Source organism: Streptomyces sp. NPDC048504, from assembly GCF_043200035.1.
Taxonomy (GTDB): domain Bacteria; phylum Actinomycetota; class Actinomycetes; order Streptomycetales; family Streptomycetaceae; genus Streptomyces.
This window is the reverse complement of the sequence record NZ_JBICXA010000007.1, coordinates 200,638-226,083: the sequence shown is the minus strand read 5'-3', so window position 1 is coordinate 226,083 and position 25,446 is coordinate 200,638. Positions and strand designations below refer to the sequence as shown.

General features: G+C 69.8%; 19 protein-coding genes, 2 tRNA genes and 1 pseudogene. 19 read left to right on the top strand and 3 right to left on the bottom strand.

Annotated features, from left to right (window positions below; all coding sequences use genetic code 11):
- Positions 1–181 precede the first annotated feature (181 nt).
- Genes ACGFY9_RS19365 through ACGFY9_RS19340 form a run of 6 tightly spaced genes read left to right on the top strand, consistent with a single transcriptional unit; the run spans position 182 to position 9,157 of the window.
- Positions 182–718 (top strand): HD domain-containing protein, encoded by a 537-nt coding sequence (locus ACGFY9_RS19365; RefSeq protein ID WP_393755568.1) that lies wholly within the window; start codon positions 182–184, stop codon positions 716–718.
- Between the two features lie 36 nt (positions 719–754).
- Positions 755–1,048, top strand: a complete 294-nt coding sequence (locus tag ACGFY9_RS19360) for a hypothetical protein (protein ID WP_393755567.1) — start codon at positions 755–757, stop codon at positions 1,046–1,048.
- A 14-nt stretch (positions 1,049–1,062) separates the two neighbouring features.
- A complete protein-coding gene (gene eccD / locus ACGFY9_RS19355) occupies positions 1,063–2,418 on the top strand; it encodes a type VII secretion integral membrane protein EccD (protein WP_393755565.1) in 1,356 nt (451 codons plus the stop codon).
- A gap of 25 nt (positions 2,419–2,443) precedes the next feature.
- Positions 2,444–3,667, top strand: coding sequence for a MinD/ParA family protein (locus tag ACGFY9_RS19350; protein ID WP_393755564.1), 1,224 nt, complete (start codon positions 2,444–2,446; stop codon positions 3,665–3,667).
- A 52-nt stretch (positions 3,668–3,719) separates the two neighbouring features.
- Complete coding sequence (gene eccCa, locus ACGFY9_RS19345; RefSeq protein WP_393755563.1) at positions 3,720–7,736, top strand: type VII secretion protein EccCa; 4,017 nt, start codon at positions 3,720–3,722, stop codon at positions 7,734–7,736.
- The gene (locus ACGFY9_RS19340; RefSeq protein ID WP_393755561.1) at positions 7,733–9,157 is read left to right on the top strand and encodes a DUF6177 family protein; all 1,425 of its coding nucleotides are present in this window, start codon (positions 7,733–7,735) and stop codon (positions 9,155–9,157) included. The genes eccCa and ACGFY9_RS19340 overlap by 4 nt, the downstream gene beginning before the upstream one ends.
- A 9-nt stretch (positions 9,158–9,166) precedes the next feature.
- Here the strand turns inward: ACGFY9_RS19340 and ACGFY9_RS19335 are convergent, their stop codons facing one another.
- Positions 9,167–10,264 carry an acyltransferase family protein gene (locus ACGFY9_RS19335; protein ID WP_393755560.1) on the bottom strand — a complete coding sequence of 366 codons (1,098 nt, stop codon included), beginning with the start codon at positions 10,262–10,264 and terminating at the stop codon, positions 9,167–9,169.
- 303 nt (positions 10,265–10,567) lie between these two features.
- Between ACGFY9_RS19335 and ACGFY9_RS19330 the strand changes: the two genes are divergently transcribed.
- Positions 10,568–10,762, top strand: coding sequence for a hypothetical protein (locus ACGFY9_RS19330; RefSeq protein ID WP_026151384.1), 195 nt, complete (start codon positions 10,568–10,570; stop codon positions 10,760–10,762).
- Between the two features lie 80 nt (positions 10,763–10,842).
- Here ACGFY9_RS19330 and ACGFY9_RS19325 read toward each other — a convergent pair.
- Positions 10,843–10,916: transfer RNA gene (locus ACGFY9_RS19325), tRNA-Gly, on the bottom strand.
- A 164-nt stretch (positions 10,917–11,080) separates the two neighbouring features.
- Here ACGFY9_RS19325 and ACGFY9_RS19320 point away from each other — a divergent pair.
- From ACGFY9_RS19320 to clpX, 5 genes and pseudogenes are all read left to right on the top strand, one after another.
- Positions 11,081–11,157: transfer RNA gene (locus ACGFY9_RS19320), tRNA-Pro, on the top strand.
- A 194-nt stretch (positions 11,158–11,351) separates the two neighbouring features.
- Complete coding sequence (gene tig, locus ACGFY9_RS19315) at positions 11,352–12,719, top strand: trigger factor (RefSeq protein WP_393755559.1); 1,368 nt, start codon at positions 11,352–11,354, stop codon at positions 12,717–12,719.
- Between the two features lie 340 nt (positions 12,720–13,059).
- Positions 13,060–13,662: an ATP-dependent Clp protease proteolytic subunit gene (locus ACGFY9_RS19310; RefSeq protein WP_393755959.1), complete on the top strand. Its 603-nt coding sequence runs from the start codon at positions 13,060–13,062 to the stop codon at positions 13,660–13,662.
- 50 nt (positions 13,663–13,712) lie between these two features.
- On the top strand, positions 13,713–14,393 hold the full coding sequence (locus ACGFY9_RS19305; RefSeq protein ID WP_393755557.1) for an ATP-dependent Clp protease proteolytic subunit: 681 nt from the start codon (positions 13,713–13,715) through the stop codon (positions 14,391–14,393).
- Between the two features lie 160 nt (positions 14,394–14,553).
- Positions 14,554–15,822: pseudogene (clpX, locus tag ACGFY9_RS19300) on the top strand (ATP-dependent Clp protease ATP-binding subunit ClpX); the annotation flags it as partial.
- Positions 15,823–15,933: 111 nt separating this feature from the next.
- On the opposite strand, the gene ACGFY9_RS19295 reads toward clpX, so the two are convergent.
- On the bottom strand, positions 15,934–16,941 hold the full coding sequence (locus ACGFY9_RS19295; protein ID WP_393755556.1) for a hypothetical protein: 1,008 nt from the start codon (positions 16,939–16,941) through the stop codon (positions 15,934–15,936).
- Between the two features lie 136 nt (positions 16,942–17,077).
- On the opposite strand from ACGFY9_RS19295, the gene ACGFY9_RS19290 reads away from it, so the two are divergent.
- The 7 genes from ACGFY9_RS19290 (at position 17,078) to mreD (ending at position 25,343) form a co-directional block, all read left to right on the top strand.
- Positions 17,078–19,702: a valine--tRNA ligase gene (locus ACGFY9_RS19290; protein ID WP_393755555.1), complete on the top strand. Its 2,625-nt coding sequence runs from the start codon at positions 17,078–17,080 to the stop codon at positions 19,700–19,702.
- 181 nt (positions 19,703–19,883) lie between these two features.
- The gene (locus ACGFY9_RS19285; RefSeq protein ID WP_393755553.1) at positions 19,884–21,371 is read left to right on the top strand and encodes a bifunctional folylpolyglutamate synthase/dihydrofolate synthase; all 1,488 of its coding nucleotides are present in this window, start codon (positions 19,884–19,886) and stop codon (positions 21,369–21,371) included.
- A gap of 6 nt (positions 21,372–21,377) precedes the next feature.
- Complete coding sequence (locus tag ACGFY9_RS19280) at positions 21,378–21,743, top strand: DUF4233 domain-containing protein (RefSeq protein WP_393755552.1); 366 nt, start codon at positions 21,378–21,380, stop codon at positions 21,741–21,743.
- An 89-nt stretch (positions 21,744–21,832) separates the two neighbouring features.
- Positions 21,833–22,246 carry a nucleoside-diphosphate kinase gene (ndk, locus tag ACGFY9_RS19275; protein WP_393755551.1) on the top strand — a complete coding sequence of 138 codons (414 nt, stop codon included), beginning with the start codon at positions 21,833–21,835 and terminating at the stop codon, positions 22,244–22,246.
- Positions 22,247–22,522: 276 nt separating this feature from the next.
- Positions 22,523–23,542 (top strand): rod shape-determining protein, encoded by a 1,020-nt coding sequence (locus tag ACGFY9_RS19270; protein ID WP_019065566.1) that lies wholly within the window; start codon positions 22,523–22,525, stop codon positions 23,540–23,542.
- 178 nt (positions 23,543–23,720) lie between these two features.
- Positions 23,721–24,662, top strand: a complete 942-nt coding sequence (gene mreC, locus ACGFY9_RS19265; RefSeq protein ID WP_393755550.1) for a rod shape-determining protein MreC — start codon at positions 23,721–23,723, stop codon at positions 24,660–24,662.
- Positions 24,663–24,674: 12 nt separating this feature from the next.
- A complete protein-coding gene (gene mreD / locus ACGFY9_RS19260; protein WP_393755548.1) occupies positions 24,675–25,343 on the top strand; it encodes a rod shape-determining protein MreD in 669 nt (222 codons plus the stop codon).
- The last annotated feature ends 103 nt before the right edge of the window (positions 25,344–25,446 follow it).

Below are 25,446 nucleotides of genomic sequence, written 5' to 3'. Positions count from 1 at the left end.
GTTCAGTGGCCGGCCGATCACGCGATCGGCTGCGCGGAATCTCGAAATCGGGACCCTGGGTGTGCAGGTTCTGCGGAGGTTTCGGCGCCGTTCCCAGCAGCCCGGCCTCCCCGGGTACGCCGCCCGCGCGTCCATGTTTTATGTTGCACGGGCGAAGTCACGGGGACAGGGGGAACGCGGTATGCCGTACGACGGGTCGTCCGCTCCGGTCATGACGCTCGCCGAGGTCGAGTCCGTCGCCCGCGCAGCGCACGCCGCCCAGCGGGACAAGGCCGGCCGGCCCTACACCGAACACCTGGAGGCCGTCGCCGAAGGCGTACGCGCCCGCGGTGGCGGTTGCGAACTCATCGCCGCCGCCTGGCTGCACGACGCGGTCGAGGACGGTGTGCTGAGCGAGGAGTGGCTGACGGCGGCCGCGCTCACCCAGCAGACCAAGGACGTCGTACGGGCGCTGAGCAAGCGGCCGGGCGAGGAGCCGCGGGCGTACGCGGAGCGGATCCTGGCCACCGAGGGCGCACGGCTCGTCAAGGCGGCCGACCTCGCGCACAACGCCGACCCGCGTCGGCTGGCCGTACTCGACGAGTCCACCGCACGGCGTCTGACGCGGAAGTACGCCGCCATGCGGCAGTACCTCGGCATCACCGCCGAGAACCCCGGCACCCGCGACATCCCTGAAACCCCTGACATCCCTGAAACCTCGACGACCTCCGACGACTGACGACCGCACAGAGAGCACAGGCACAGGACCAACTCAATGGCACGGGACTACGACAGCCAACTGCTGGAGTCGGTGGCGGTGCGCCGGCGCCGGATGCGCGACGCGCTGCTCTTCGGCGCGCAGCGCACCCGGCGCTCGGCCGATGAGCGGCTCGGGAAGGTCTTCGCGGGCATCGCCATCGCGGCCGTCCTGTGCGCCGGATGCGTCGGGTGGTCCTTCCTGCAGGCCACCTTGGCCAAGCAGAAACAGCAACAGCAGCAGGAGCAGCAGCAGTACAGCGGCTCCTCCGCACAGCCGTCCTCGGCATCCTCGGCCACAACTTCGCGATGAATGGGTTCCGGTAAGTGGTGAGTACAGCAACGACGTCCCGGACACAACTGAGCCGGGTCACGCTGGTCGGTGAGCGCCGGCGCGTCGACATCGTCCTGCCGTCGGACACCCCGATCGGGCAACTGCTGCCCGACATCCTGCAGTTGCTCGACGACCGGGCCGCCGCGCGGCCCATGACCCGGCAGCTGATCACCTCCGACGGCTCGGTGCTGCCGCACGAGGCCACGCTGTCGTCGTCCGAGGTGCCCGACGGCGCCGTGCTCCAGCTGGTGCGCGCCCATGCCGCGCCGCCCGCGCCCGTCGTGCACGACGTCACCGACCAGGTCGCCGACGACCTCGATCTGCGTGCCTGGCGCTGGCGGCCCGCCGCACGCCGGGCCAGTTCCGGGGTGGCCACCGTCGTGTTCGCCGTGGCCGCGGCCCTGCTGGCCCGGCGCGAGTTCGCGCTCGAATCCGTCACCACCGCGCTCGCGGCCGTCACGCTCGTGTTCCTGGTCGCCGGAGCGCTCGTCTCGAAGATCGGCGACGGCAACCGCGGGCTCGCCACGGCGCTGCTGCTCGCCTCCGGGGGGCTCGGACTGCTCGCAGCCTGGACCGCCGCCGACGCCTACGGCTGGTCCGGCCCGGCCCGGCTGGCCGGTGTCGTCGCGGCGCTGGTGCTCACGCTCGTGCTGCTCGCCTACTTCTCCCCGCTCGGGCGTGGGGCGCTCCTCGGGGCCGGCGCCACGGCCTTCATCACCCTGGTGTGGGAGGCCGTCGCCGCCGTGCAGGACCGGCCGGACCGGCTCGGCGCGGTGATGGCCGTGTTCTCCGTCGTGCTGCTCGGCATGCTGCCGCGGCTGGCGCTGATGGCCTCGGGGCTGACGGCACTCGACGACCGGCGCTCCGCGGGCGCGTCGGTCAGCCGCCACCAGGTCGCCAACGCGCTCGCCGCGACGCACCGCGGGCTCGCGCTGATCACCGTCGCCACCGTCGTCTCGGCCGCCGGCGGCGGCTGGCTGCTGACCGCGGGCGGCCGGCCGACCGTGTGGACGGTGGCCCTCACCTCGCTCACCGCGGTGGTGCTGCTGTCCCAGGCCCGGGCCTTCCCGCTGGTCGCCGAGGTCGTGGCGCTGTTCAGCGGCGCCGCGCTGCTCGTTCTACGGCTCGCGGTGGAGTGGGTGGACCACGCGGGCGGCGCCGGGGCGCTGGTGCTGCTGTGCGTGGCCGGAGTACTGCCGCTGCTGGTTCTCGCGGTTCAGCCGCCGGAGCACGTGCAGGTACGGCTGCGGCGGATCGGCGACCTGATCGAGTCCCTCGGCGTGATCGGGCTCTTCCCGCTCGCCGTCGGGGTGTTCGGCATCTATGGGCAACTGCTCAACAAGTTCTGAGGCCAGGGCAGGAGTGAAGGGCGACATGCCGAGCGGGGACAACTGGCAGAGCGACGTGCTGCGCGATCTGAGAGGCGGTACGCCTCAGCATCAGCAGCCTGTGCCGCAGCAACAGCACCAACAGCACCAACAGCAACAAGGGCCCGGCGCCCCGGAACGGCCGGGCACTCCCGCGCCGGGTCCCGCGTCGGCGTACGGCTACCCACAGCAGCAGGCGTACACCGACCCGCCTCCTCACCACCAACAGGCCCACGCCTACCAGGAACAGGCCCACGCCTACCAGCAGCAGCCTGCCGTCCAGCAGCAGCCCCGGGCAGCGCGGCGCGTCACCCCCGACTCCCGGCCCGTGCTCGACAAGCGGCTCGCCGCCGCCGCGGTCAAGCCGCGCCGCGGTGAGGCGCTCGGTGCCCGTGCCCTGCGTGCCGTACGCCGTACCGTCTCCTCCTCGGCGGCCCGCGAGGTCGCCGACAGCGCGGCGACCGCCGAGGTGCTGCAGCAGGCGGTCACCACCGGGCGGCAGATCGCGGTGACGTCCATCCGCGGCGGCTCCGGCAAGACGACGGTCGCCGCGCTGCTGGGCGCCACCTACGCCCACTACCGCCAGGACCCGGTGCTTCTCGTCGAGGCCGACCCGGCGCTCGGCTCGCTGCCGCTGCGGCTCGGTGCGGAGAGCCTGCGCTGGACCACCGGTGACCTCGCCGGACTGGTGGAACCGCAGATGTCGCTGCTCGACGTCACCGGCTACCTGGTCCAACTCCCCGGCAACGCCTGGCTGTTGCCCGGCAGCCAGGGCCAGGTCGGCGCCATGCTCGACACCGCGGGCTACGAGCGGGTGATGGTGTCGCTGCGCCGTTTCTTCGGGGTGACCGTCGTCGACTGCGAGACCCTGCCCGCCGAGGTCGCCCGTACCGCGCTGTCCGCCGCGCAGGCCCGGGTGCTCACCGTGCCCGCGACGCTGGAGGGCATCGCCAGCACCCGCGCCGTCCTGGAGTGGATGCGCAACCTGCCCCCGCACGTGCTGGCCTCCACCGTCGTCGTCCTCACCGAGGTCGCACCACACCCCGGCGTCGACCTCGGCAGGGCGACCCAGGAGCTCACTGAAGCCGGAGTCACCGTGACGGTCCTGCCCTACGACCGCCACCTCGCCTCCGGCGGCACCATCCGTACGGATCTCCTCGCCCGGGCCACCCGGCAGGCCGCCACCCGGCTGGCCGCCGGCGTCTTCCAGCTCTCCCAGAAGCAGCGCTGACCGCCCGACAGGAAGGGACCGAGGAATCCAACCCGAGGACCAGGCAACGTAGATGAGCACCCGACTGATCCACCGTCCCGCGCGCACCACCCGCCCGCCGGCCGCCCCCGAGCCGCGCACCATAGAGGCGCCGCCCAACCTGCCCGAGGGCAAGGCCGGTTCCGTGCTGCACTCGCTGCTGCCCGTCGCCGGGGTCATGTCGTCCGTCGTGATGATGACCATCGTGCGCAACAGCCAGTTCGCCGGGCTGGGCGCGATCATCCTCGTCGTCACCCTGGCCGGCTCCCTCGCCATGGCCTTCTCCCAGCGGGGCAAGGCCCAGCGCGTCCGCCGCACCCAGCGCGAGGCCTACCTGGCCTACCTGGAGGACCTGCGCGAACAGCTGGCGAAGGAGGAACGCGAACGGCGCGAGCGCGCCCAGGTGCTCAACCCGCCGCCGGACGCGCTGTACGACATCGTGCGCGACCCCGCCCGCCTGTGGGAACGGCGCCGGACGGACGGGGACTTCCTGCGGGTGCGCGTCGGCACCGGTCAGATGCCGGTGCGCGATCTGCGGGTCGCCCAGCAGGGCTCCTCCGCGCTCACCCCGCCCGACCGGTTCATGCTCAACGAGGCCTCCGCGCTGACCTCCCGCTTCAGCACCGGCACCGAACTGCCGCTCACCGTCCCGCTCGACCGCGTCGGCAACATCAGTGTCATCGGTCCGCGCGAGGACACCCTGCGCGTCGCCCGCGCGCTGCTCGTCCAGGCCGCCGCCACCCACGCGCCCGACGACGTGGCCCTGGCCGTCGCGGCCCCCGGCGACCGGCTGGCCGACTGGGAGTGGGCCAAGTGGCTGCCGCACCTGCTGGACACCGAGCAGTTCGACGGCCCGGTCGCCGCCCGCCGTATCGCCCCCTCGCTGCCCCAGCTCGCCCGGCAGATCGGCGGTGAGCTGCGCCGCCGCGCCTCCTACGCGGCCGAGGTGCGCCGCGGCATGTCCGGCCGGGACGCGCTCGGCATGACCTCCCGGCTCCTCGTCGTCGCCGACGCGCACGGGGACGACGCCGTCGACCTGCCGCGCCCCGACGACGCGGTCGGCCTGCGGGACATGGGCGTCACTGTGCTGCACCTGCTCGACGAGCGGGTACGGGAGCCCGGCAGCGTCGGCGTGCGCATCACCGTCGACGGCGCCCGGATCGTCATCGAGGACCTGCGTGAGGCCGAGCCGATCAGCGCCCACGGCACGGTCGACGAGGTCGGCACAGCCCTCGCCGAGGGCCTGGCCCGGATGCTCGCCCCGCTGCGGCTGTCCGCCGAGTCCCTGGCCGGTGCCCCGCTGACAGGTCCGGTCGACTTCGCGGAGCTGCTCGGCATCGACGACGTCGCCGACCTCGACCTGGACCGGCTGTGGGCGCCACGCGCCGAACGCGCCTTCCTGCGCGTCCCGATCGGCGTCGGCGACAGCCACGAACCCGTGCTCCTCGACCTCAAGGAGTCCTCCGAGCTGGGCATGGGACCGCACGGCCTCTGCGTCGGTGCCACCGGTTCCGGCAAGTCGGAGCTGCTGCGCACCCTCGTCCTCGCGCTGCTCGCCACCCATCCGCCGGAGGACCTCGCGCTGGTCCTCGTCGACTACAAGGGCGGAGCCACCTTCGCCCCCTTCGCGGACGTCCCGCACGTGGCGGGTGTGATCACCAACCTGGAGAACCAGGCCGGCCTCGTCGAACGCGTCCACGCCTCGCTCGCCGGCGAGGTCAAGCGGCGCCAGCAGGTCCTCAAGGAGGCGGGCAATGTCGCCGACATCGGCCACTACGCCGCCCTGCGGGCCGAGAAGCGCCCCGACCTCGAACCGCTGCCCCACCTGTTCGTCGTGATCGACGAGTTCGGCGAACTCCTCACCGCCAAGCCGGACTTCATCGACCTGTTCCTGTCCATCGGCCGCATCGGCCGCTCCATCGGCGTCCACCTGCTGCTGTCCAGCCAGCGCATCGAGGGCGGCAAGCTCAAGGGCCTGGACACCTATCTGTCGTACCGGCTCGGCCTGCGTACCTTCTCCGCCGACGAGTCCCGCACGGTCCTCGACACCACGGACGCCTTCCACCTGCCCCCGCTGCCGGGCTTCGGCTACCTCAAGGTCGACACCAGCCACTACGAGCGGTTCAAGGCGGGCTATGTCTCCGGTGCCTACCGCGGCCCCGTCCGGCGCGACACCGAGGACACCGGGCCGCTCGCCCTGGAGTATCCGGCGTACAACACCCTGGGCCAGGGCGAGAGTTCGGGGCCGGAGGAGCCGCAGATGCGGCGCCGGGAGACCGGGCTGACCGAGATGGGCGTCATGGTCCGGCAGATAGAGAACGCCGACACGAGGCCGGTACGCCAGATCTGGCTGCCCCCGCTGCCCGGCGCCGTCGCCCTCGACCAGGTCGCCGGACCCGTCGAGGTGGGCGCTCGCGGCATGCAGCTCGCCCGGCGCCGGGGTCCGCTCCAGGTGCCGCTGGGCATCCTGGACGATCCGGCCCGGCAGTGGCAGGGCCAGTGGTACCTGGACCTCACGGTGGCGGGCGGACACGCGGCGGTCATCGGCGGCCCCCAGTCCGGCAAGACCACCCTGCTGCGCACCCTGGCCCTGTCCCTGGCGCTCACCCACACCCCGCAGGAGGTCGGCGTCTACGGTCTCGACCTGGTCGGCGGCGGTCTGCAGGCGCTGTCCGGCCTGCCGCACGTGGGCGGGGTGGCCGGCCGGGCCGACCGGGAGCGGTGCGCCCGCACCGTCGACTCCGTGCGCGGCATGCTGGACCAGCGGGAGGAGCTGTTCCGCCGCCACCGCATCGACTCCCTGGAGCAGCTGCGCACCCTGCGCGCCGCGGGCCGCGTCCCCGAGCTGGCCTCCACGGAGATCGTGCTGCTCGTCGACGGCTTCGGTGCCCTGCGCGACGACTTCGAGGAACTCGACGAAGGGGTCGGCGACATCCTCAAGCGCGGCAGCGGCTACGGCATCCACGTGGTCGCCGGCATGCTGCGCTGGAACGACGTGCGCATCGCCGCCCAGTCCCAGTTCGGCACGCGGGTGGAGCTCCGGCTGAACGACGCCGGCGAGTCCAGCATCGAGCGCAAGCTCGCGCAGACCCTCTCGCCCGACGAGAAGGGACGCGTCCTCACCGACACCAAGCTCTTCGCCCAGGTCGCCCTGCCCCGCACGGACGGCGTCGCCGACACCGCCGACCTCGGCACGGTCCTGGAGCGCACGGCCCGTACGATCCGCGCGACCTGGTCGGGCGAGACCGCCCAGCCGGTCAGGGTGCTGCCACAGGTCCTGGAGCCGCACCTGCTGCCCGGCCCGGCGGCCGAACCGCGCCGGGTCCCGATCGGCCTCGACCAGACCCAGCTGGCGCCCGTCCTGCTCGACCTGTTCGAGCACGACCAGCACCTGCTGATCATGGGCGACAGCGAATGCGGCAAGACCAACCTGCTCAGGGCCGTCGCACAGGGCCTGATCGAGCGCTACAGCGAGGACGAACTGGTCTTCGGCGTCATGGACCCGCGCCGCGGACTGCGCGGCGCCGTCCCCGAGGAGTACCGGGGCGGCTACGCCTACAACGCCAAGCTGTGCGCGGGCCTCTCCGCGGGCATCGCCGGCGAACTGGAGAAGCGGCTGCCCGACGAGAGCGCGGACGGCGCTGACCTGGAACCCGGCAGCTGGGGGTCGGGCCCGCGGATCGTGATCCTCGTCGACGACTACGACGTCCTCACCACCGCCGGCCAGCAGCCGCTCGCGCCCTTCCTGCCGTACATCCCCTCGGCCCAGGACATCGGCCTCCACTTCGTCCTCACCCGCCGGGTCGCGGGCGCCTCCCGGGGCCTGTACGAGCCGCTGCTGCAGAGCCTGCGCGAGTCCGGCGCCTCGGCCCTGGTGATGGCGGGCGACCGCGGCGAGGGCCAGCTCTTCCCCGGTGTGTACGCCGGCCGGCAGCCGTCCGGTCGGGGCGTCCTGGTCCGCAGGGGCGAGCCGAACCGGCTGATCCAGACCGTCCACGCGGGAGACAGGCAGGACCGGGTGGGAACAGGCAACGGGACGAGGTACCCATGACGAAGGATGTCGTCGCTCTCACCAGGACGATGCCCGACCCGCTGAGCGTGCTCGCGGGGCTGCTGGCCGGCGGCCCGGACCTGCTGGCGGGCGTCGAGGGAGACGGCGCGGTGGTGCAGCTCTGCGACGAGCGGGGCCGTCCCCTCGTCTCCGTCGAGGCACCCCTGCTGGTGCGGGTCAGGGGAGAGGCGTGGCGGCTGCTCGGGGCGACCGAGCCCGAGGTGCCGTACTGGTGGACCGAGGCCCGTGCCACCACCGGCGTCAAGGAGGCCGAGGAACTCGCCGGTGCCTTCGCGGCCCGCGTCGCCACCCTGGTCGGCGGCACCGCCTGGCCGCCGCAGGCGGCGCGGTCGCTGGCGGTGGTCGACACCGACGGGGTGCGCGCGGTGCCGGCCCCGGCCGCGGCGCAGCCCGCCGTGGACGTGCTCACCGACAAGGTCGCCGTGGTGATCCAGGACCGCCCGGTGGTCGCGATGACCGCCTGGCTCTCGGACGCCTTCAAGGCCGTCGCCAACGCCGGACTGGGCCTGCAGATCGTCACCCCCGCCGGCACGCGCCTGTCCCCGGCGGTCCGCGGCAACCTGCCGGGCTGGCCCTCGCGCTGGGTGGTGCAGGACGAGAAGGACGGCTACTACGACGGACTGTCCGGAGCCGTACTGCGCTGGGACAACGGCCTGTTCGTGACGGCCGGGTCCCCGGACGCGATGCCGGAGGACCCCCGCACCCCCGTGGCCGAGTCGTTCACCCCCGAGGTCGCCGACGACGGCGAACGCCAGCTGGCCGTGTCCTTCCGGGCCGTCCACCCGGCGGACGAGCGGCTCGTGCTCGGCGGCGCCCTGGAAGCCGTATGGCGTGAGCTCACCGGTGAGCCGCCGGCCGGCTGGGGCACCGAGGAGCCCGCCAACCTGCCTTGGTCACTGCGCCAGTTGACGGACCTGGCGTACGAGCGGGCGCCCGAGCCGACCTGGCTGGTGGTCGTCGGCAGTCCGGAGCGCCCGGGCCTCGCGACGGTCCGGATCAGCCGTACCGAAGGCGGTGTGGAGGAGGACGTCACCCTGGCGTTCGGCTACGGCCCGGGTGAGACGGTGCCGACGGACGCCGACGTGACCCGGGCGGCGGAGGTCCTCGCCACCCGGCACGATCTGCAGTCGATGCTGGTCCAGGTCCGCCGGGCCCGCCGCGACCTGTCCGTACCGCCGCGCTTCGAGGGGCCCGGCGTCCCGTACGCCTTCGTTCTCGGCGCTGAGGAGGTGCGCGAGCTGCCCGGCGACCGGGCCAGGCGCACCCCGCTGCCGCGGCCGCCGCGCGAGCTGGGCCCGAAGCGGCGTCCGGCGTTGTACTACCCCTTCCCGGGCGACCCCTCGGACCTCACGGGATGGACGGACTTCGAGCGGCTGATGAGGCACCTCAAGGGCGCCTGAGAAGGCTGCTCAGCCCACCAGCGCTCTCTGCCGCTCACGGGCGACTTCGGCCGCGTCACGCTTGAACGCCCACTCCATCCGGGGCTCGATCACGAAGCGGAGCACCCGGCGTACAGGCGGGGTGCACAGCAGGGTGACGCCGGTGACCGCGAGGCCGGTCACCAGGGCGACGCCGTACGGCCGGTGCAGCCAGGCGTGGTCGTACAGGCCCGCGTAACCGGCGCCCTTGATCAGGAAGCCGTGCAGCAGATAGCCGTACAGGGTGCCCGCGCCGAGCGCCGTGAACCAGGTCGTACGGCTCGGCACCCAGGAGTAGAAGGCGGCGGTCAGCAGCAGCGAGCAGCCGAACATCGCGAGCGTCATCACGGGCCCGACCCACCAGGGCGCGGCGAACTCCTGCGCGGAGTCGTGGTGGTAGAACCAGCTCGCGTTCATCCGCGGCACCGCCCAGTAGCCGAACACCAGCGCGCTCACGAACACCGGCACCGCCAACTTCCGCGTCTCGCGCCGCCGCACCAGCCGGAAGTGCTCGGGCTTGAGGACCAGACCGAGCACGAAGTACGGCAGGAACTGCGCCGTCCGCTGCAGATCGAAGTCGTCGGTCATGGCCGGGGTGCAGGAGGCGAGCATGGCGATGCCGAGGGCGATCGGCAGCGGATGGCGGACCAGTTTCCAGATCGGGGTGGTGAGCCGCCAGATGAACAACGAGCAGAGGAACCAGGTGAGATACAGCGGGTCGAGCAGGGTGATCTGCTGGTGCGGGTCGTCGTTGGCGTAGCGGCTGAAGAGCGAGTACGCGATCTCGAAGACGATGTACGGCAGCGCGACACCGGTGAGGAGCCGCTTCAGCCGGGCGGGGCTCATGTCGAAACTGCGGGAGAAATAGCCGGAGATGACGATGAACGCCGGCATGTGGAAGCTGTACACGACCATGTACAGGCCCTGGAGCACTCTGCTGTCGCCCTTCAGGGGCTCCCAGGAGTGCCCGATGGCGACCAACAGGATCGCCAGGTACTTCGCGTTGTCGAAGAACGCGTCACGCGATTTAGGCTGTTCGTTCTTTTCGCTCTGTTCGTTCTGGCCCGGGGGCGTGTCAACGTGGAACATCTGAGGCACCCTAGCGTTGCCTGTGGGAATCGGTGAAACCATCGGACGCGCGTCCGAAATCTGTTCACGATGTCACGATTCATCCCGATCAAAAGGAGCAAAAGGGCACACGGGAAAGGCCTGTTCATGTGCGCATGCCAATAATGCGAACGGGCTGCGAACACATCTCTGCCGAACCTTTGCGACCAACGATGCGTCACCCGCCGCATAGGTGGGCCGCGTTGGTGGCACGATGGTTCTGGCGGGGTGCGCGGGTTGCGTCCCCGGGCCGGGAGAGCGGACCGACCGAGGGTGTGATCAGTTGTGGCCATTTCACTGTCTGTGGTGCTGCTGTTGGCGATCATCCTGGTGGTGTTGATCCGAGGGGGATCGATCAAGGCCGGCCCAGCCATAGTCGCGATCCTCTTCGGCTTCTTCCTCGCCTCGACCGGGATGGCTCCGTCCATCAACCGGTTCATAAACTCGCTGGCGGAGACGATCAACTCGATCAGCTTCTGAGCCGTGACCGGGGACTGGGACCCCGGGAACGGCTCAGGGCCAGGTCGAGGAGTGATCCTCCGACCTGGCCCTGAGCCATGTGGAGCGGGCGACGGGAATCGAACCCGCGTAGCTAGTTTGGAAGACTAGTGCTCTACCATTGAGCTACGCCCGCACACGACGCGCCGCAGGTCAGACGACCGCGGCACAGAAGGCATCGTAGCGGGTCGGGTGCCCTCCGCGCACACCGCGTTCCCCATGCCCTCTCCGGCACCCTGGCGCTCGTGAAATGCGGCGGCCCGACCGCCTGCGGGCATGTACCCTACGTGTCGCACCAGACGGGGTGTGGCGCAGCTTGGTAGCGCGTCCGCTTTGGGAGCGGAAGGCCGTGGGTTCAAATCCCGCCACCCCGACCACCTGCCGGACCTTCGGGTCCGGTATCACACCAGTACCTCGCGGGATCGCCTTTTGGGGGGTCTCGTCGCTGCGGCTACTATGCAAGCTGCGCGCCCGTGTGTCTCTCACACTCTGAAGTCCTCCGGGCGACCAGAAACCGCCGGACCTGTCTGGGTCCGCAAACCAAGAAGTCAGCCCCCAAGGAGACCGAACCGTGAAGAGCGCCGTGGAGACCCTGAACCCGACCCGGGTTCGGCTCAGCATCGAGGTGCCCTTCGAGGAGCTCAAGGACAGCCTCGACGCGGCGTACAAGAAGATCAACCAGCAGGTCACGGTGAAGGGCTTCCGGAAGGGCAAGATCCCGGCTCGCGTCATCGACCAGCGGTTCGGCCGCGGTGCGGTCCTGGAGGAGGCGGTCAACGACGCGCTTCCGAAGTTCTACACCGAGGCGGTCAACGAGGCGGAGCTCAACCCGCTCGGCCAGCCCGAGGTCGACATCACGGAGCTGAAGGACGGCGAGACGCTGAACTTCACCGCCGAGGTCGACATCCGCCCGACCATCGAGATCCCGGACTACTCGGGCATCGAGGTCGAGGTCGACGCCGTAGAGGTCAGCGAAGCGGACATCGACGAGTCGGTCGAGCAGCTCCGCGAGCGCTTCGCGGCGACCTCCCCGGTCGAGCGCGCCGCCGTCGACGGTGACGTCGTCACCCTCGACCTGGAGGCCAAGGTCGACGGCGAGGTCCTGGAGGACGGTGTCGCCGAGGGCGTCTCCTACACCATCGGCTCCGGCGAGCTGCTCGAAGGCATCGACGAGGCCGTGACCGGCCTGGAGGCCGGTGGCGAGGCCACCTTCGCCTCCGAGCTCAAGGGCGGCTCCGCGGCCGGCCAGGAGGCCCAGGTCACCGTCAAGGTCACCCAGGTCGCCGCCCGCGAACTGCCTGCGCTGGACGACGAGTTCGCACAGCTCGCCTCCGAGTTCGACACGCTGGAGGAGCTGCGCGCGGACAGCCGCAAGCGCCTGGAGAACATGAAGCAGTACGACCAGGCCACGCAGGCCCAGGAGCGCGTCCTGGAGAAGCTGCTGGAGCTCGTCGAGGTGCCCGTCCCCGAGAAGCTCCTTGAGGACGAGATCAACACCCGCAAGCACAACCTGGAGCACCACCAGCTCGGCCAGATGGGCCTCGACCTCGACAAGTACCTGGAGATCCAGGGCAAGACGGCCGAGGAGTTCGACACCGAGACCAAGGAAGCCGCGGTCAAGGGCATCAAGACGCAGTTCGTCCTCGACGAGCTCGTCAACAAGGAGAAGCTGAACGTCAACCAGGAGGAGCTCACCGAGCACCTCATGCGCCGCGCGGCCTCCTCCGGCATGTCCCCCGACCAGTTCGCCCAGGCCGTCGTCGAAGGCGGCCAGGTCCCCCTCCTCGTCGGCGAGGTGGCCCGCGGCAAGGCCCTGGCCGTAGTGGTCGAGGCCGCCACGGTCAAGGACACCAACGGCGAGATCGTCGACCTGGAGGACGAGGACGACGAGACGGCCACCGAGACGGCCGAGGCCGTCGAGGAGCCGACCGAGGCGTAAGCAGCCGAACGAGGGGCCCCGGGGATGCGACAAGCCCCGGGGCCCTTTTGTCTACGTACGCTGGGCGCGCCCCGAAGGGGCGCGGGGAACGGCGCGACAAGCCCCCACCGACCCGCAGCCCCGATACAAGCGCAACCACCCCACCCCAGCGGATTCCGCTCAGGCCAGCGCAGCGCGATGTGCTGACAGCGAACAGTTCCCTTTGCGGGATTCTCCGAAGGGACCCGCGCGTTAGGGTCCATGAATACGAGGGCAGGGGAGTCCCCGTTGCCCCCGGCAGTACACGTGAGACGGCCCGGCGCCGTCGTAAAGACGAGCAGGTGGATACGTGACGAATCTGATGCCTACAGCCGCCGGCGAGCCCTCTATCGGTGGCCTCGGCGACCAGGTCTACAACCGGCTGCTCGGTGAGCGGATCATCTTCCTCGGTCAGGCGGTCGACGACGACATCGCCAACAAGATCACCGCGCAGCTCCTCCTCCTTGCCGCCGACCCCGACAAGGACATCTACCTCTACATCAACAGCCCCGGCGGCTCGATCACGGCCGGCATGGCGATCTACGACACCATGCAGTTCATCAAGAACGACGTGGTGACCATCGCCATGGGCCTCGCCGCCTCCATGGGCCAGTTCCTTCTCAGCGCGGGTACCCCGGGCAAGCGCTTCGCGCTGCCGAACGCCGAGATCCTGATCCACCAGCCCTCCGCCGGCCTGGCCGGTTCGGCCTCCGACATCAAGATCCACGCGGAGCGGCTGCTGCACACCAAGCGGCGCATGGCCGAGCTCACGTCCCAGCACACGGGCCAGAGCATCGAGCAGATCACCCGCGACTCGGACCGCGACCGCTGGTTCGACGCACTGGAGGCCAAGGAGTACGGCCTCATCGACGACGTGATTCCCACGGCCGCCGGTATGCCGGGCGGCGGCGGCACCGGGGCCTGAGGCCCCAGGACAGCCCCCAGCCGACCGCCACAGCCCCCAGGAGAGAGACAGTGAACAACTTCCCCGGCAACGGCCTGTACGAGCACGCACGCGCCGAATACACGGCCCCCGCCGCCGAATCCCGCTACGTCATCCCGCGTTTCGTCGAGCGCACCTCGCAGGGCGTCCGTGAGTACGACCCGTACGCGAAGCTCTTCGAGGAGCGCGTGATCTTCCTCGGTGTCCAGATCGACGACGCGTCGGCCAACGACGTCATGGCGCAGCTGCTGTGCCTGGAGTCGATGGACCCCGACCGTGACATCTCGATCTACATCAACAGCCCCGGTGGCTCCTTCACCGCGCTGACTGCGATCTACGACACGATGCAGTTCGTGAAGCCGGACGTCCAGACGGTCTGCATGGGCCAGGCCGCGTCCGCCGCCGCCGTCCTGCTGGCGGCCGGTACGCCGGGCAAGCGCATGGCGCTGCCGAACGCGCGCGTGCTGATCCACCAGCCGTACAGCGAGACGGGCCGGGGCCAGGTCTCCGACCTGGAGATCGCGGCCAACGAGATCCTCCGCATGCGTGCCCAGCTGGAGGACATGCTGGCCAAGCACTCGACCACCCCGCTGGAGAAGATCCGCGAGGACATCGAGCGCGACAAGATCCTCACGGCCGAGGACGCCCTGTCGTACGGCCTGATCGACCAGATCATCTCCACCCGGAAGATGAACAACGCCGACGTCCGCTGACCCGGACCTGTATCGTCCACCACCCCTCGGCACGGTCCACGTGGAAGTGAACCGTGCCAAGGGGGGCCCGAACGGGGGGCCCGGCAAGGTACCGTCGGACATAAGGCAGCACCAGGAGTCGCTGGACGTAGGCGTCTCCCAGGCGAAGGGGAAGCACACCGTGGCACGCATCGGTGACGGCGGCGATCTGCTCAAGTGCTCGTTCTGCGGCAAGAGCCAGAAGCAGGTCAAGAAGCTCATCGCAGGGCCCGGTGTGTACATCTGCGACGAGTGCATCGACCTCTGCAACGAGATCATCGAGGAAGAACTCGCGGAGACGAGCGAGGTCCGCTGGGAGGAACTCCCCAAGCCCCGCGAGATCTACGAGTTCCTTGAGGGGTACGTCGTCGGCCAGGAGTCGGCGAAGAAGGCCCTCTCGGTCGCGGTGTACAACCACTACAAGCGCGTCCAGGCCGGTGAGAACGGCGGCGGTCAAAGCCGCGAGGACGCCATCGAGTTGGCGAAGTCCAACATCCTCCTGCTCGGCCCCACGGGCTCGGGCAAGACCCTCCTCGCCCAGACCCTGGCCCGCATGCTGAACGTGCCGTTCGCGATCGCCGACGCGACCGCGCTCACGGAGGCGGGCTATGTCGGCGAGGACGTCGAGAACATCCTGCTGAAGCTCATCCAGGCCGCCGACTACGACGTCAAGAAGGCCGAGACGGGCATCATCTACATCGACGAGATCGACAAGGTCGCCCGCAAGAGCGAGAACCCGTCGATCACGCGTGATGTGAGCGGCGAGGGCGTCCAGCAGGCCCTGTTGAAGATCCTGGAGGGCACCACGGCCTCGGTCCCGCCGCAGGGCGGCCGTAAACACCCCCACCAGGAGTTCATCCAGATCGACACGACGAACGTCCTGTTCATCGTGGGCGGCGCCTTCTCGGGCCTGGAGAAGCTCATCGAGTCCAGGGCCGGCGCGAAGGGCATCGGCTTCGGCGCGACGATCCGCTCGAAGCGGGAGCTGCAGGCCAAGGACCAGTTCGAGGACGTCATGCCCGAGGACCTGGTCAAGTTCGGCATGATCCCCGAGTTCATCGGCCGCCTGCCCGTCATCACCTCGGTCCACAACCTGGACCGCGAGGCCCTGCTCCAGATCCTCATCGAGCCGCGCAACGCACTCGTCAAGCAGTACGAGCGCCTCTTCGAACTCGACGGCGTGGAGCTGGACTTCGAGCGCGAGGCCCTCGAAGCCATCGCCGACCAGGCCATCCTCCGGCAGACCGGAGCCCGCGGCCTGCGCGCCATCATGGAGGAAGTCCTCCAGGGCGTCATGTACGAGGTCCCGTCCCGCAAGGACGTGGCCCGCGTGGTCATCACGGCGGACGTCGTCCTGTCGAACGTCAACCCGACCCTGATCCCGCGCGACGCGCGGGGCCGCGGCCCGGGGGGCCGAGATGCGGGGGTCGCCGCATTTTGCTCTAGCGAAGGCGAGGTACGCCTCGCGGGGGCCGGGGTCGTACACCCCCCGGGCCCCCCTTCGTAGTTGAGGCCTCCGGGGTCAGGCCTTCACCCGAACTTCCTTACGCAGCTTGGTCGTCATGGAGACGGCGGTGTCCTTCGACACGTCGGCCGTGTTGTCACCGGGGGAGACCATCGCGATGGTGCTGTAGTCGGCCCAGGCGCAGAACCAGTCGGTCTGCTGCTTCTTGGTGAACTGATTGGTCCCCTTGGCCGCCTGGCACTTCATGACCGCGCCGTCGACGTCGACCGACTCGGGCTCCCCGACCAGTTCGCTGCCGCCCGTCGAGCTGCTGCTGGAGGAGTTGCTCTGCTTGACGTCCTTCTGGATGTCCGCGAAGAACGCGTCCAGGGCCTTCTCCGGATCGGCGATCTTGCCGTAGGCGCCGACGAGTTGGACGCCCTTGGCCGTGAGGAGCTCGGTCTGGCTGGGCGCGGTGGAGGGGTCGTTCGGGTCGTAGCCGCTCAGGTCGGCCGTCGTGTAGGCGCCGAAGACTGCGGTGCCGTTCTTGACGCCGCTCTTCTCCAGGTCCTTCACGGTCGACGAGCCGTTGTCGCTGGTGTCGCCGTCCTTGGTCGCCCGGTTGTAGTCGGTGAGCACCTTGGCCGGTGTCGTCAGCTTGTGCGGACCGTCGTCCGCGAGACCGGACGACCCGGTGTAGCCGAGGACGAAGTACACGCCCACGCCGATGGCGGCGACGACCGCGACCGCGCCGATGACGATCCCGGTCTTCTTCCTGCCGCCGGGCGCCGGAGGCTGCGGGACGCCGTACGGGGGCTGCCCGTACGGGGGTTGGCCGTACGGCGCCTGCTGCCCGTACGGCGGCTGCGGCTGGCCGTAGGGGCCCTGCGGCGGGACGCCCTGCGGGGGCTGCGCCGGGTAGCCGTAGCCGGGCTGGGCGGGGGGAGCCTGCTGGGGGTAGCCGTAGCCGGGCTGGGGGGCGCTCTGCGGCGCCTGCTGGGGAGGCTGGCCGTAGGGACCCGGCTGACCGTACGGACCGGGCTGCTGAGGCTGCCCGCCGTACGGGCCCGGCTGGTTGTAGCTCATTTCTGGGTTCCCCTCCAGATGTTCATGTGATCCCGACATCCTGGCCCAGTCACAGGAAGCGCAGAGCATCGGGGGGCGCACCGTTACAGAACAAACGCGTTTCGGGACACCCCCGCGACACCCCTAAACTGGGCCCGTGACCGAGAACGCTCAGCAGCAGCCACCAGCGCCCGACTCCGAACTGCCGACCCAGTACGCGCCGGCCGATGTAGAGGGGCCGCTGTACGAGCGCTGGGTGGAGCGGGGTTACTTCGAGGCGGACGCGAAGAGCGAGAAGCCGCCGTACACGATCGTCATCCCGCCGCCGAACGTCACGGGCAGCCTGCACCTCGGGCACGCCTTCGAGCACACGCTCATCGACGCCCTCACGCGCCGCAAGCGCATGCAGGGCTACGAGACGCTGTGGCAGCCCGGCATGGACCACGCCGGTATCGCCACGCAGAACGTCGTCGAGCGCGAGCTCGGCAAGGAGGGCAAGTCCCGGCACGACCTGGGCCGCGAGGCCTTCGTCGAGCGGGTCTGGCAGTGGAAGGGCGAGTCCGGCGGCCAGATCTCCGGGCAGATGCGCCGCCTCGGCGACGGTGTCGCCTGGTCGCGCGAGCGCTTCACCATGGACGAGGGTCTCTCCCAGTCCGTCCAGACCATCTTCAAGCGGCTCTACGACGACGAGTTGATCTACCGCGCCGAGCGCATCATCAACTGGTGTCCCCGTTGTCTCACCGCGATCTCCGACATCGAGGTCGAGTACCAGGACGACGACGGCGAGCTCGTCTCCATGAAGTACGGCGACGGGGACGAGACCATCGTCGTCGCCACGACCCGCGCCGAGACCATGCTCGGTGACACGGCCGTCGCGGTTCACCCCGAGGACGAGCGCTACAAGCACCTCGTCGGCAAGCTCATCAAGCTGCCGCTGACCGACCGTTCCATCCCGGTCGTCGCGGACGAGCACGTCGACCCCGAGTTCGGCACGGGCGCCGTCAAGGTCACCCCGGCCCACGACCCGAACGACTTCGAGATCGGCCAGCGGCACGCCCTCCCGGCCATCACGGTCATGGACGAGCACGCCGTCATCACCGTCCCCGGCCCCTTCCAGGGCCAGGACCGCCTCGAAGCCCGCTCCGCGATCGTCGCCGCGCTGCGCGCCGAGGGCCGGATCGTCGCCGAGAAGCGGCCGTACGTCCACTCGGTCGGCCACTGCTCGCGCTGCAAGACGACTATCGAGCCGCGGCTGTCCATGCAGTGGTGGGTCAAGGTCGCCCCGCTCGCGAAGGCGGCCGGAGACGCGGTCCGCGACGGCCGCGTCAAGATCCACCCGCAGGAGATGGAGAAGCGCTACTTCGACTGGGTCGACAACCTCCACGACTGGTGCATCTCACGGCAGTTGTGGTGGGGCCACCGCATCCCGGTCTGGTACGGCCCGAACGGCGAGGTCGTCTGCGTCGGCCCCGACGACGAGGCCCCGACCGGCGAGGGCTGGCACCAGGACACCGACGTCCTCGACACCTGGTTCTCCTCCGGCCTGTGGCCCTTCTCCACCCTCGGCTGGCCCGAACAGACCGAGTCGCTCGCGAAGTTCTACCCGAACTCCGTCCTGGTCACCGGCTACGACATCCTCTTCTTCTGGGTCGCCCGGATGATGATGTTCGGCCTCTACGCGATGGACGGCACCCCGCCGTTCCACACCATCGCCCTGCACGGCATGGTCCGCGACCAGTTCGGCAAGAAGATGTCCAAGTCCTTCGGGAACGCGGTCAATCCGCTCGACTGGATGGACAAGTACGGCTCCGACGCGCTCCGTTTCACCCTCGCGCGCGGCGCCAACCCGGGCGTCGACGTCCCGATCGGCGAGGACTGGGTCCAGGGCTCCCGCAACTTCGCCAACAAGCTCTGGAACGCGACCCGTTTCGCCCTCATGAACGGCGCGACGATCGAGGGCGACCTGCCCGACGCGTCGGAGATGTCGGCGACGGACCGCTGGATCCTGTCCCGCCTCAACTCCACGGTCGCCGAAGTCGACGCGCTCTACGAGGACTACCAGTTCGCGAAGCTCTCCGACGCGCTGTTCCACTTCGCGTGGGACGAAGTCTTCGACTGGTACGTCGAGTTGTCCAAGACGACGTTCATGGCGGGCGGCGAACCGGCCGAGGTCTCCAAGCGCGTCCTCGGTGAAGTCCTCGACGTCACCCTCAAGCTCCTCCACCCGATCGTCCCGTTCGTCACGGAGACCCTCTGGACGACCCTCACGGGCGGCGAGTCGATCGTCATCGCGGACTGGCCGAAGGACTCAGGCTTCCGTGACGCACCGGCCGAGAAGGAGATCGAGACCCTCCAGCAGGTCATCACCGAGGTCCGCCGTTTCCGCGCCGACCAGGGCCTCCAGCCCGGCCAGCGCGTCCCGGCCCGCCTCACCCTGGACGGCACGGCCCTGGCCCCCCACGAGGCCGCCATCCGCCAGCTCCTCCGCCTCCAGCCGGAGGGCGACGCCTTCGCGGCGACGGCCACCCTCCCGGTCGGCGGCGCCACGGTCGCCCTCGACCTCTCCGGCACGATCGACATCGCGGCGGAACGGAAGCGCCTCGCGAAGGATCTGGCGGCGGCGGAGAAGGAGCGCCAGCAGGCTGAGGCCAAACTCGGCAACGAGGCGTTCCTGGCCAAGGCCCCGGACAACGTCGTGGACAAGATCCGCGGCCGCCTCACCAAGGCCGACGAGGACATCACCCGCATCAAGGCCCAGCTGGACGGCTTGCCGGAGGCGTAAGGGTTTGTAGTCAGGTGGGGCCCCGGTGCGGATTCAGCACCGGGGCCCTTCGCTGCCTCAGGGCGCCGGGGCCTTTCAGCGCCGGGCGCCCTCCCGTACCCAAGGGGCGCGGGGAACTGCGCGACCAGCCCCCACCGGCCCGCAGACGAAAGAACACGCCGACCTCCGTAGACTGACCCCTGTGACTGACAGCGACCCGTTCGAAGAGATCGTCGCCGCCGAGACCGACCGCGACCCGGATCTCGCGGTGATCGAGGCCGGCAGCCGCACCCTACGAGCCCAAGGCACCGGCGCCCCCCAGGCAGACGTCCCCGGCCGCCCGGAAGACCCCGCCCTGGACAAGGCCCTCCGCACCGTAGAGGCCGAGCTCGCGACCCGCTGGGGCGAGACCAAGCTGGAGCCCTCGGTCAGCCGTATCGCCGCGCTGATGGACGTCCTGGGCGACCCCCAGCGCTCGTACCCCTCGATCCACATCACCGGCACGAACGGAAAGACCTCCACGGCCCGCATGATCGAGGCGCTCCTCGGCGCCTTCGAACTGCGCACCGGCCGCTACACGTCCCCGCACGTCCAGTCGATCACCGAGCGCATCAGCCTCGACGGCGCCCCGATCTCCGCCGAACGCTTCATCGAGACGTACGAGGACATCAAGCCGTACGTCGAGATGGTGGACGCGCAGCAGGAGTTCCGCCTGTCGTTCTTCGAGGTGCTGACGGGCATGGCGTACGCCGCGTTCGCGGACGCGCCCGTCGACGTGGCTGTCGTGGAGGTCGGCATGGGCGGCAGCTGGGACGCCACCAACGTCATCGACGCCGCCGTCGCCGTAGTGACCCCCATCGATCTCGACCACACCGACCGGCTCGGTGAGACGACCGGTGAGATCGCCACGGAGAAGGCCGGCATCGTCAAGCAGGACGCGACCGTGATCCTGGCGCAGCAGCCGGTGGACGCGGCGCAGGTGCTGCTGAAGAAGGCCGTCGAGGTGGACGCGACCGTGGCCCGCGAGGGTCTCGAATTCGGGGTGGTGTCACGGCAGGTCGCCGTCGGCGGACAGCTCGTCAACCTGCGTGGGCTGGGCGGCGAGTACGAGGAGATCTACCTCCCTCTGCATGGCCCGTACCAGGCGCACAACGCCGCCGTGGCGCTCGCCGCCGTGGAGGCGTTCTTCGGGGTCGGGGCGCAGCGGCCCGACCCGCTCGCCATCGACACGGTGCGGAAGGCGTTCGCGTCCGTGACCTCGCCGGGGCGGCTGGAGGTGGTGCGGCGGTCGCCGACCGTCGTGCTGGACGCGGCGCACAACCCGGCGGGCGCCCGTGCGACCGCCGAGGCCGTCGCGGAGGCCTTCGACTTCAGCAAGCTGATCGGGGTCGTGGGCGCCAGCGGCGACAAGAACGTGCGCGGGCTGCTCGAAGCGTTCGAGCCGATGTTCGCCGAGGTCGTCGTCACGCAGAATTCCAGTCATCGCGCGATGGACGTGGACGAGCTGGCCGGGATCGCCGTCGAGGTGTTCGGCGACGAGCGGGTGCAGGTCGAGCCGCGGTTGCCCGACGCGCTGGAGGCCGCGATCACGCTGGCCGAGGAGGACGGCGAGTTCGCGGGCGGCGGTGTGCTCGTCACCGGTTCCGTCATCACCGTGGGTGAGGCCCGACTGCTCCTGGGGAGGGGCTGACTTTCCGTGCGTACGCTCTGTTCTTCCACGCTGATCGGCGAGTTCTTCGTGATCGGCTTCGCCGGGCTCGTGGCCATGAAGGACCCGGATCTGGCCACCTCCACCGTGTGGACGGTGTGCGGGGTCGCGATGTTCCTGTCCGTCGCGCTGTGCGGCGTGGTGACCCGGCCGGGCGGCATCGCGCTCGGCTGGGCGCTGCAGATCGCGCTGATCGCGTCGGGCCTGGTCGTGCCGTCCATGTTCTTCCTCGGGGCGATCTTCGCGGCCCTGTGGTGGGCCTCGGTCCACTACGGCCGGAAGATCGACGAGGCGAAGGCACGGTTCGCGGCACAGGCCGCGCAGGCCGACTCCACTACACCTGACGTTGCGTAATGGACGCATGGACACGCCCTGTAGCCTCGGCCTTGTCGTGAGACGACCGTGAGTCGACCCGCATCATCATGATCCGAAGGAGTCCCGTCGTGACCCAGCGCACCCTCGTCCTGCTCAAGCCCGACGCCGTACGTCGTGGCCTGACCGGCGAGATCATCAGCCGGATCGAGCGCAAGGCCGGCTGGCAGATCACCGCGCTGGAGCTGCGCACCCTGGACCAGGACACCCTGGAGCAGCACTACGGCGAGCACAAGGGCAAGCCGTTCTACGAGCCGCTGGTGGAGTTCATGGCCTCCGGTCCCGTCGTCGCCCTGATCGTCGAGGGCGAGCGGGTCATCGAGGGCGTACGCCAGCTGGCCGGTCCGACCGACCCGATCGCCGCCGCGCCGGGTTCGATCCGCGGGGACTTCGGTGTCATCGTGCGGGAGAACCTGATCCACGCCTCGGACTCGGAGGAGTCCGCCGAACGCGAGGTGAAGATCTTCTTCCCCGGGCGCGGCTGAATCTCCATCAGTAACCCACATGCCTGACCAGGGGCGGCCGTGTTTTTCCGGCCGTCTCTTGGCATATGCGTGCCGATCGGGGGAACGAGTGCCCCCGTTGGGCCGTCTCCACAAGCGAGGCGGTGCCTCGCATGCTGACAATGGCGAAGACCCTCGCGCAGTGTTCGTGATGGCGCGTCTACGATGGAAGCCTTCACGTCACTGCACCCACTTCGCCGACCTGAAAAGCCCTCAGAAGCTCCCAGGAAGGCCAGACGAATCCTGATGGGGAACTCAATGTCGTTCATCGGCCGTGACATGGCTGTCGACCTCGGGACCGCCAACACGCTGGTGTACGTCAGGGGTCGCGGGATCGTACTCAACGAGCCGTCCGTCGTCGCGATCAACACCAACACCGGTGGCATTCTCGCGGTCGGCTCCGAAGCCAAGAAGATGATCGGGCGCACGCCCGGCAACATCGTTGCCGTACGTCCGCTGAAGGACGGTGTCATCGCCGACTTCGAGATCACCGAGCGCATGCTCCGCTACTTCATCCTGAAGATTCACAAGCGGCGCTATCTGGCCCGCCCCCGCGTCGTCGTCTGTGTGCCCTCGGGCATCACGGGCGTCGAGCGCCGTGCCGTCATCGAGGCGTCGTCCCAGGCCGGGGCCCGCCAGGTGCACATCATCGAGGAGCCCATGGCCGCGGCCATCGGTTCCGGCCTGCCGGTCCACGAGGCCACGGGCAACATGGTGGTGGACATCGGCGGCGGCACCACGGAGGTCGCGGTCATCTCGCTCGGTGGCATCGTCACCGCCCAGTCCATCCGCGTCGCGGGCGACGAGCTGGACAACGCGATCATCCAGCACATCAAGAAGGAGTACTCGCTCCTTCTGGGTGAGCGGACGGCTGAGCAGATCAAGATCACGATCGGTTCCGCGTACGACCTCGACGACGACCAGCACACCGAAATCCGCGGCCGGGACCTGGTCTCCGGCCTGCCCAAGACCGTTGTCATCTCCGCCGGCGAAGTCCGCAAGGCGATCGAAGAGCCCGTCAACGCGATCGTCGACGCGGTGAAGACGACCCTCGACAAGTGCCCGCCGGAGCTGTCCGGCGACATCATGGACCGAGGAATCGTTCTGACCGGCGGCGGAGCCCTGCTGAAGGGGCTCGACGAGCGGCTGCGCCGGGAGACCGGCATGCCGATCCACATCGCCGAGGATCCGCTGGACAGCGTGGCGCTCGGCTCCGGCAAGTGCGTCGAGGAGTTCGAGGCGCTCCAGCAGGTTCTGGACGCCCAGCCGCGCAGATGACGTAACGCTTCGATTCCGCCGTACGGGATGATCTCCTCTCGTGCGGCGGATCGTTGATACGGAGGCATAGGCTCCGTCATAAGCCTTTGTTTCCGTCTGCACGTACAACTCCCGCTCGTACAACACCTCCATACCTGAACCTCTGCACATTTCTATGAGGAAGGCACGGCCGCCGCACGTGAGGGACACACGAGAGAGCCGGCTGCTCCTGGTGCTGCTGATCGCCGTAGCGTTCGCGTTGATCACGGTGGACATCCGGGGAGGGCAGGACTCACCGGTCGACGGCGCCCGCCGGGCCGCGGCCACCGTGTTCGGCCCGATCGAGAACGGCGTGTCGTCCGCTGTGAACCCGGTCGGTGACGCGGTCTCCGCGGTCCGCGACTCCGGTGAGCGGCACGACCGGCTCGCCGTCCTGGAGAAGGAGAACGCGGCCCTCAAGGCGAAGCTCGGCAGCGACGACCGCAACCGCAGCCGCCTGACCCAGCTCGACAAGATGCTGAAGGTGGCCGGCGAGGGCCAGTACGGCATCAAGGGTGCCCAGGTCATCGCGATAGGAGCCGCGCAGAGCTTCTCCTGGACGATCACCATCGACGTCGGCGCCAACGACGGCATCAAGCGCGACATGACCGTCCTGAACGGGAACGGTCTGGTCGGACGTGTGACGACCGTCGGCCCGGACGCCTCCACCGTGCTCCTCGCCAACGACCCCGACTTCACCGTCGGCACCCGCATGGAGGGCAACGACGAACTCGGCTTCGCCTCCGGCGAGGGCGACGGCCCGCTGCGCGTCGAACTCCTCAACGGCAAGGCCGAGGTGAAGAAGGGCGACCGGCTGGTCACCTTCGGTTCGCAGGCCGACAAGCCGTTCGTGCCCGGCGTCCCGGTCGGTGTCGTCTCCCGCGTCGACCCCTCCGGCGGCGGCCTGACCCGCACGCTGTACGTCACGCCGTACGTCAACTTCACCAAGCTCGACATCGTCGGCGTGGTCGTGGAGGCCCCGAAGAAGGACCCGCGTGACACGGTCCTGCCGGCGAAGCCCAAGCCGACCCCGACCCCGACGGTGACCGTCACGGTCACCCCGTCCGCGAACGCGCCGGTCGACGGCCAGCAACAGCAGTAGGAGCCCTTCCCCATGCGTGTCAACCGGATCCTGCTCTCCGTGCCGCTGGTCGTCGTCGCCCTCGTGATCCAGGTGAGCGTCCTCGCCCGCCTCCACCTCCCGGGCGCCGTCCCCGACCTGCTGCTCCTCACGGTCCTCGGCCTCGCCATGGTCTACGGCCATGTCTCGGGCGCCCTCATCGGCTTCGGCGCGGGCCTCCTCGCCGACCTGGCCCCGCCCGCCGACCACGCGGCCGGCCGGTACGCCCTCGTCCTGTGCGTCATCGGCTACCTCGCGGGCCTGGCGAAACCGGAGAACGGCCGCCTGAAGTCGGCCACCGGCCCGATGGCCGTCGTGGTCGCCGCCGCGATCGGCGCCACCCTGCTCTACGCCGGTGTCGGCGCCCTCGTCGGCGACACCGCCGCCCGCCATGTCGGCCTGGGCAGCCTGCTGTTCACGGCCTCCCTGTACGACCTGCTGCTCGCCCCGTTCGTCGTCCCCGGGATCATGGCGCTGGCCCGGCGCGCCGACAACGACCCGCTCGCGGAGACCAACGCCGCCAAGTCGGCCGACATCTCCTCGGGTTGGCTCTCCTCCGGCACCGGCCTGAAGATCGGCGGCCAGCGCGGCGGCCTGCGGATGAAGACGGCTCGCGCGCGGGTGGCCCGGGCCGGGCGCATCAAGGGGGTCAAGCGGCTTTGAGGGCGCGGGAGTTGGCGTACGGCCACACAGGTAGGTCGTATATGACTCATACACACACCGAGAGGGGGAGGCAGCACCAATGACCAACGCCCACCCGTCTCCC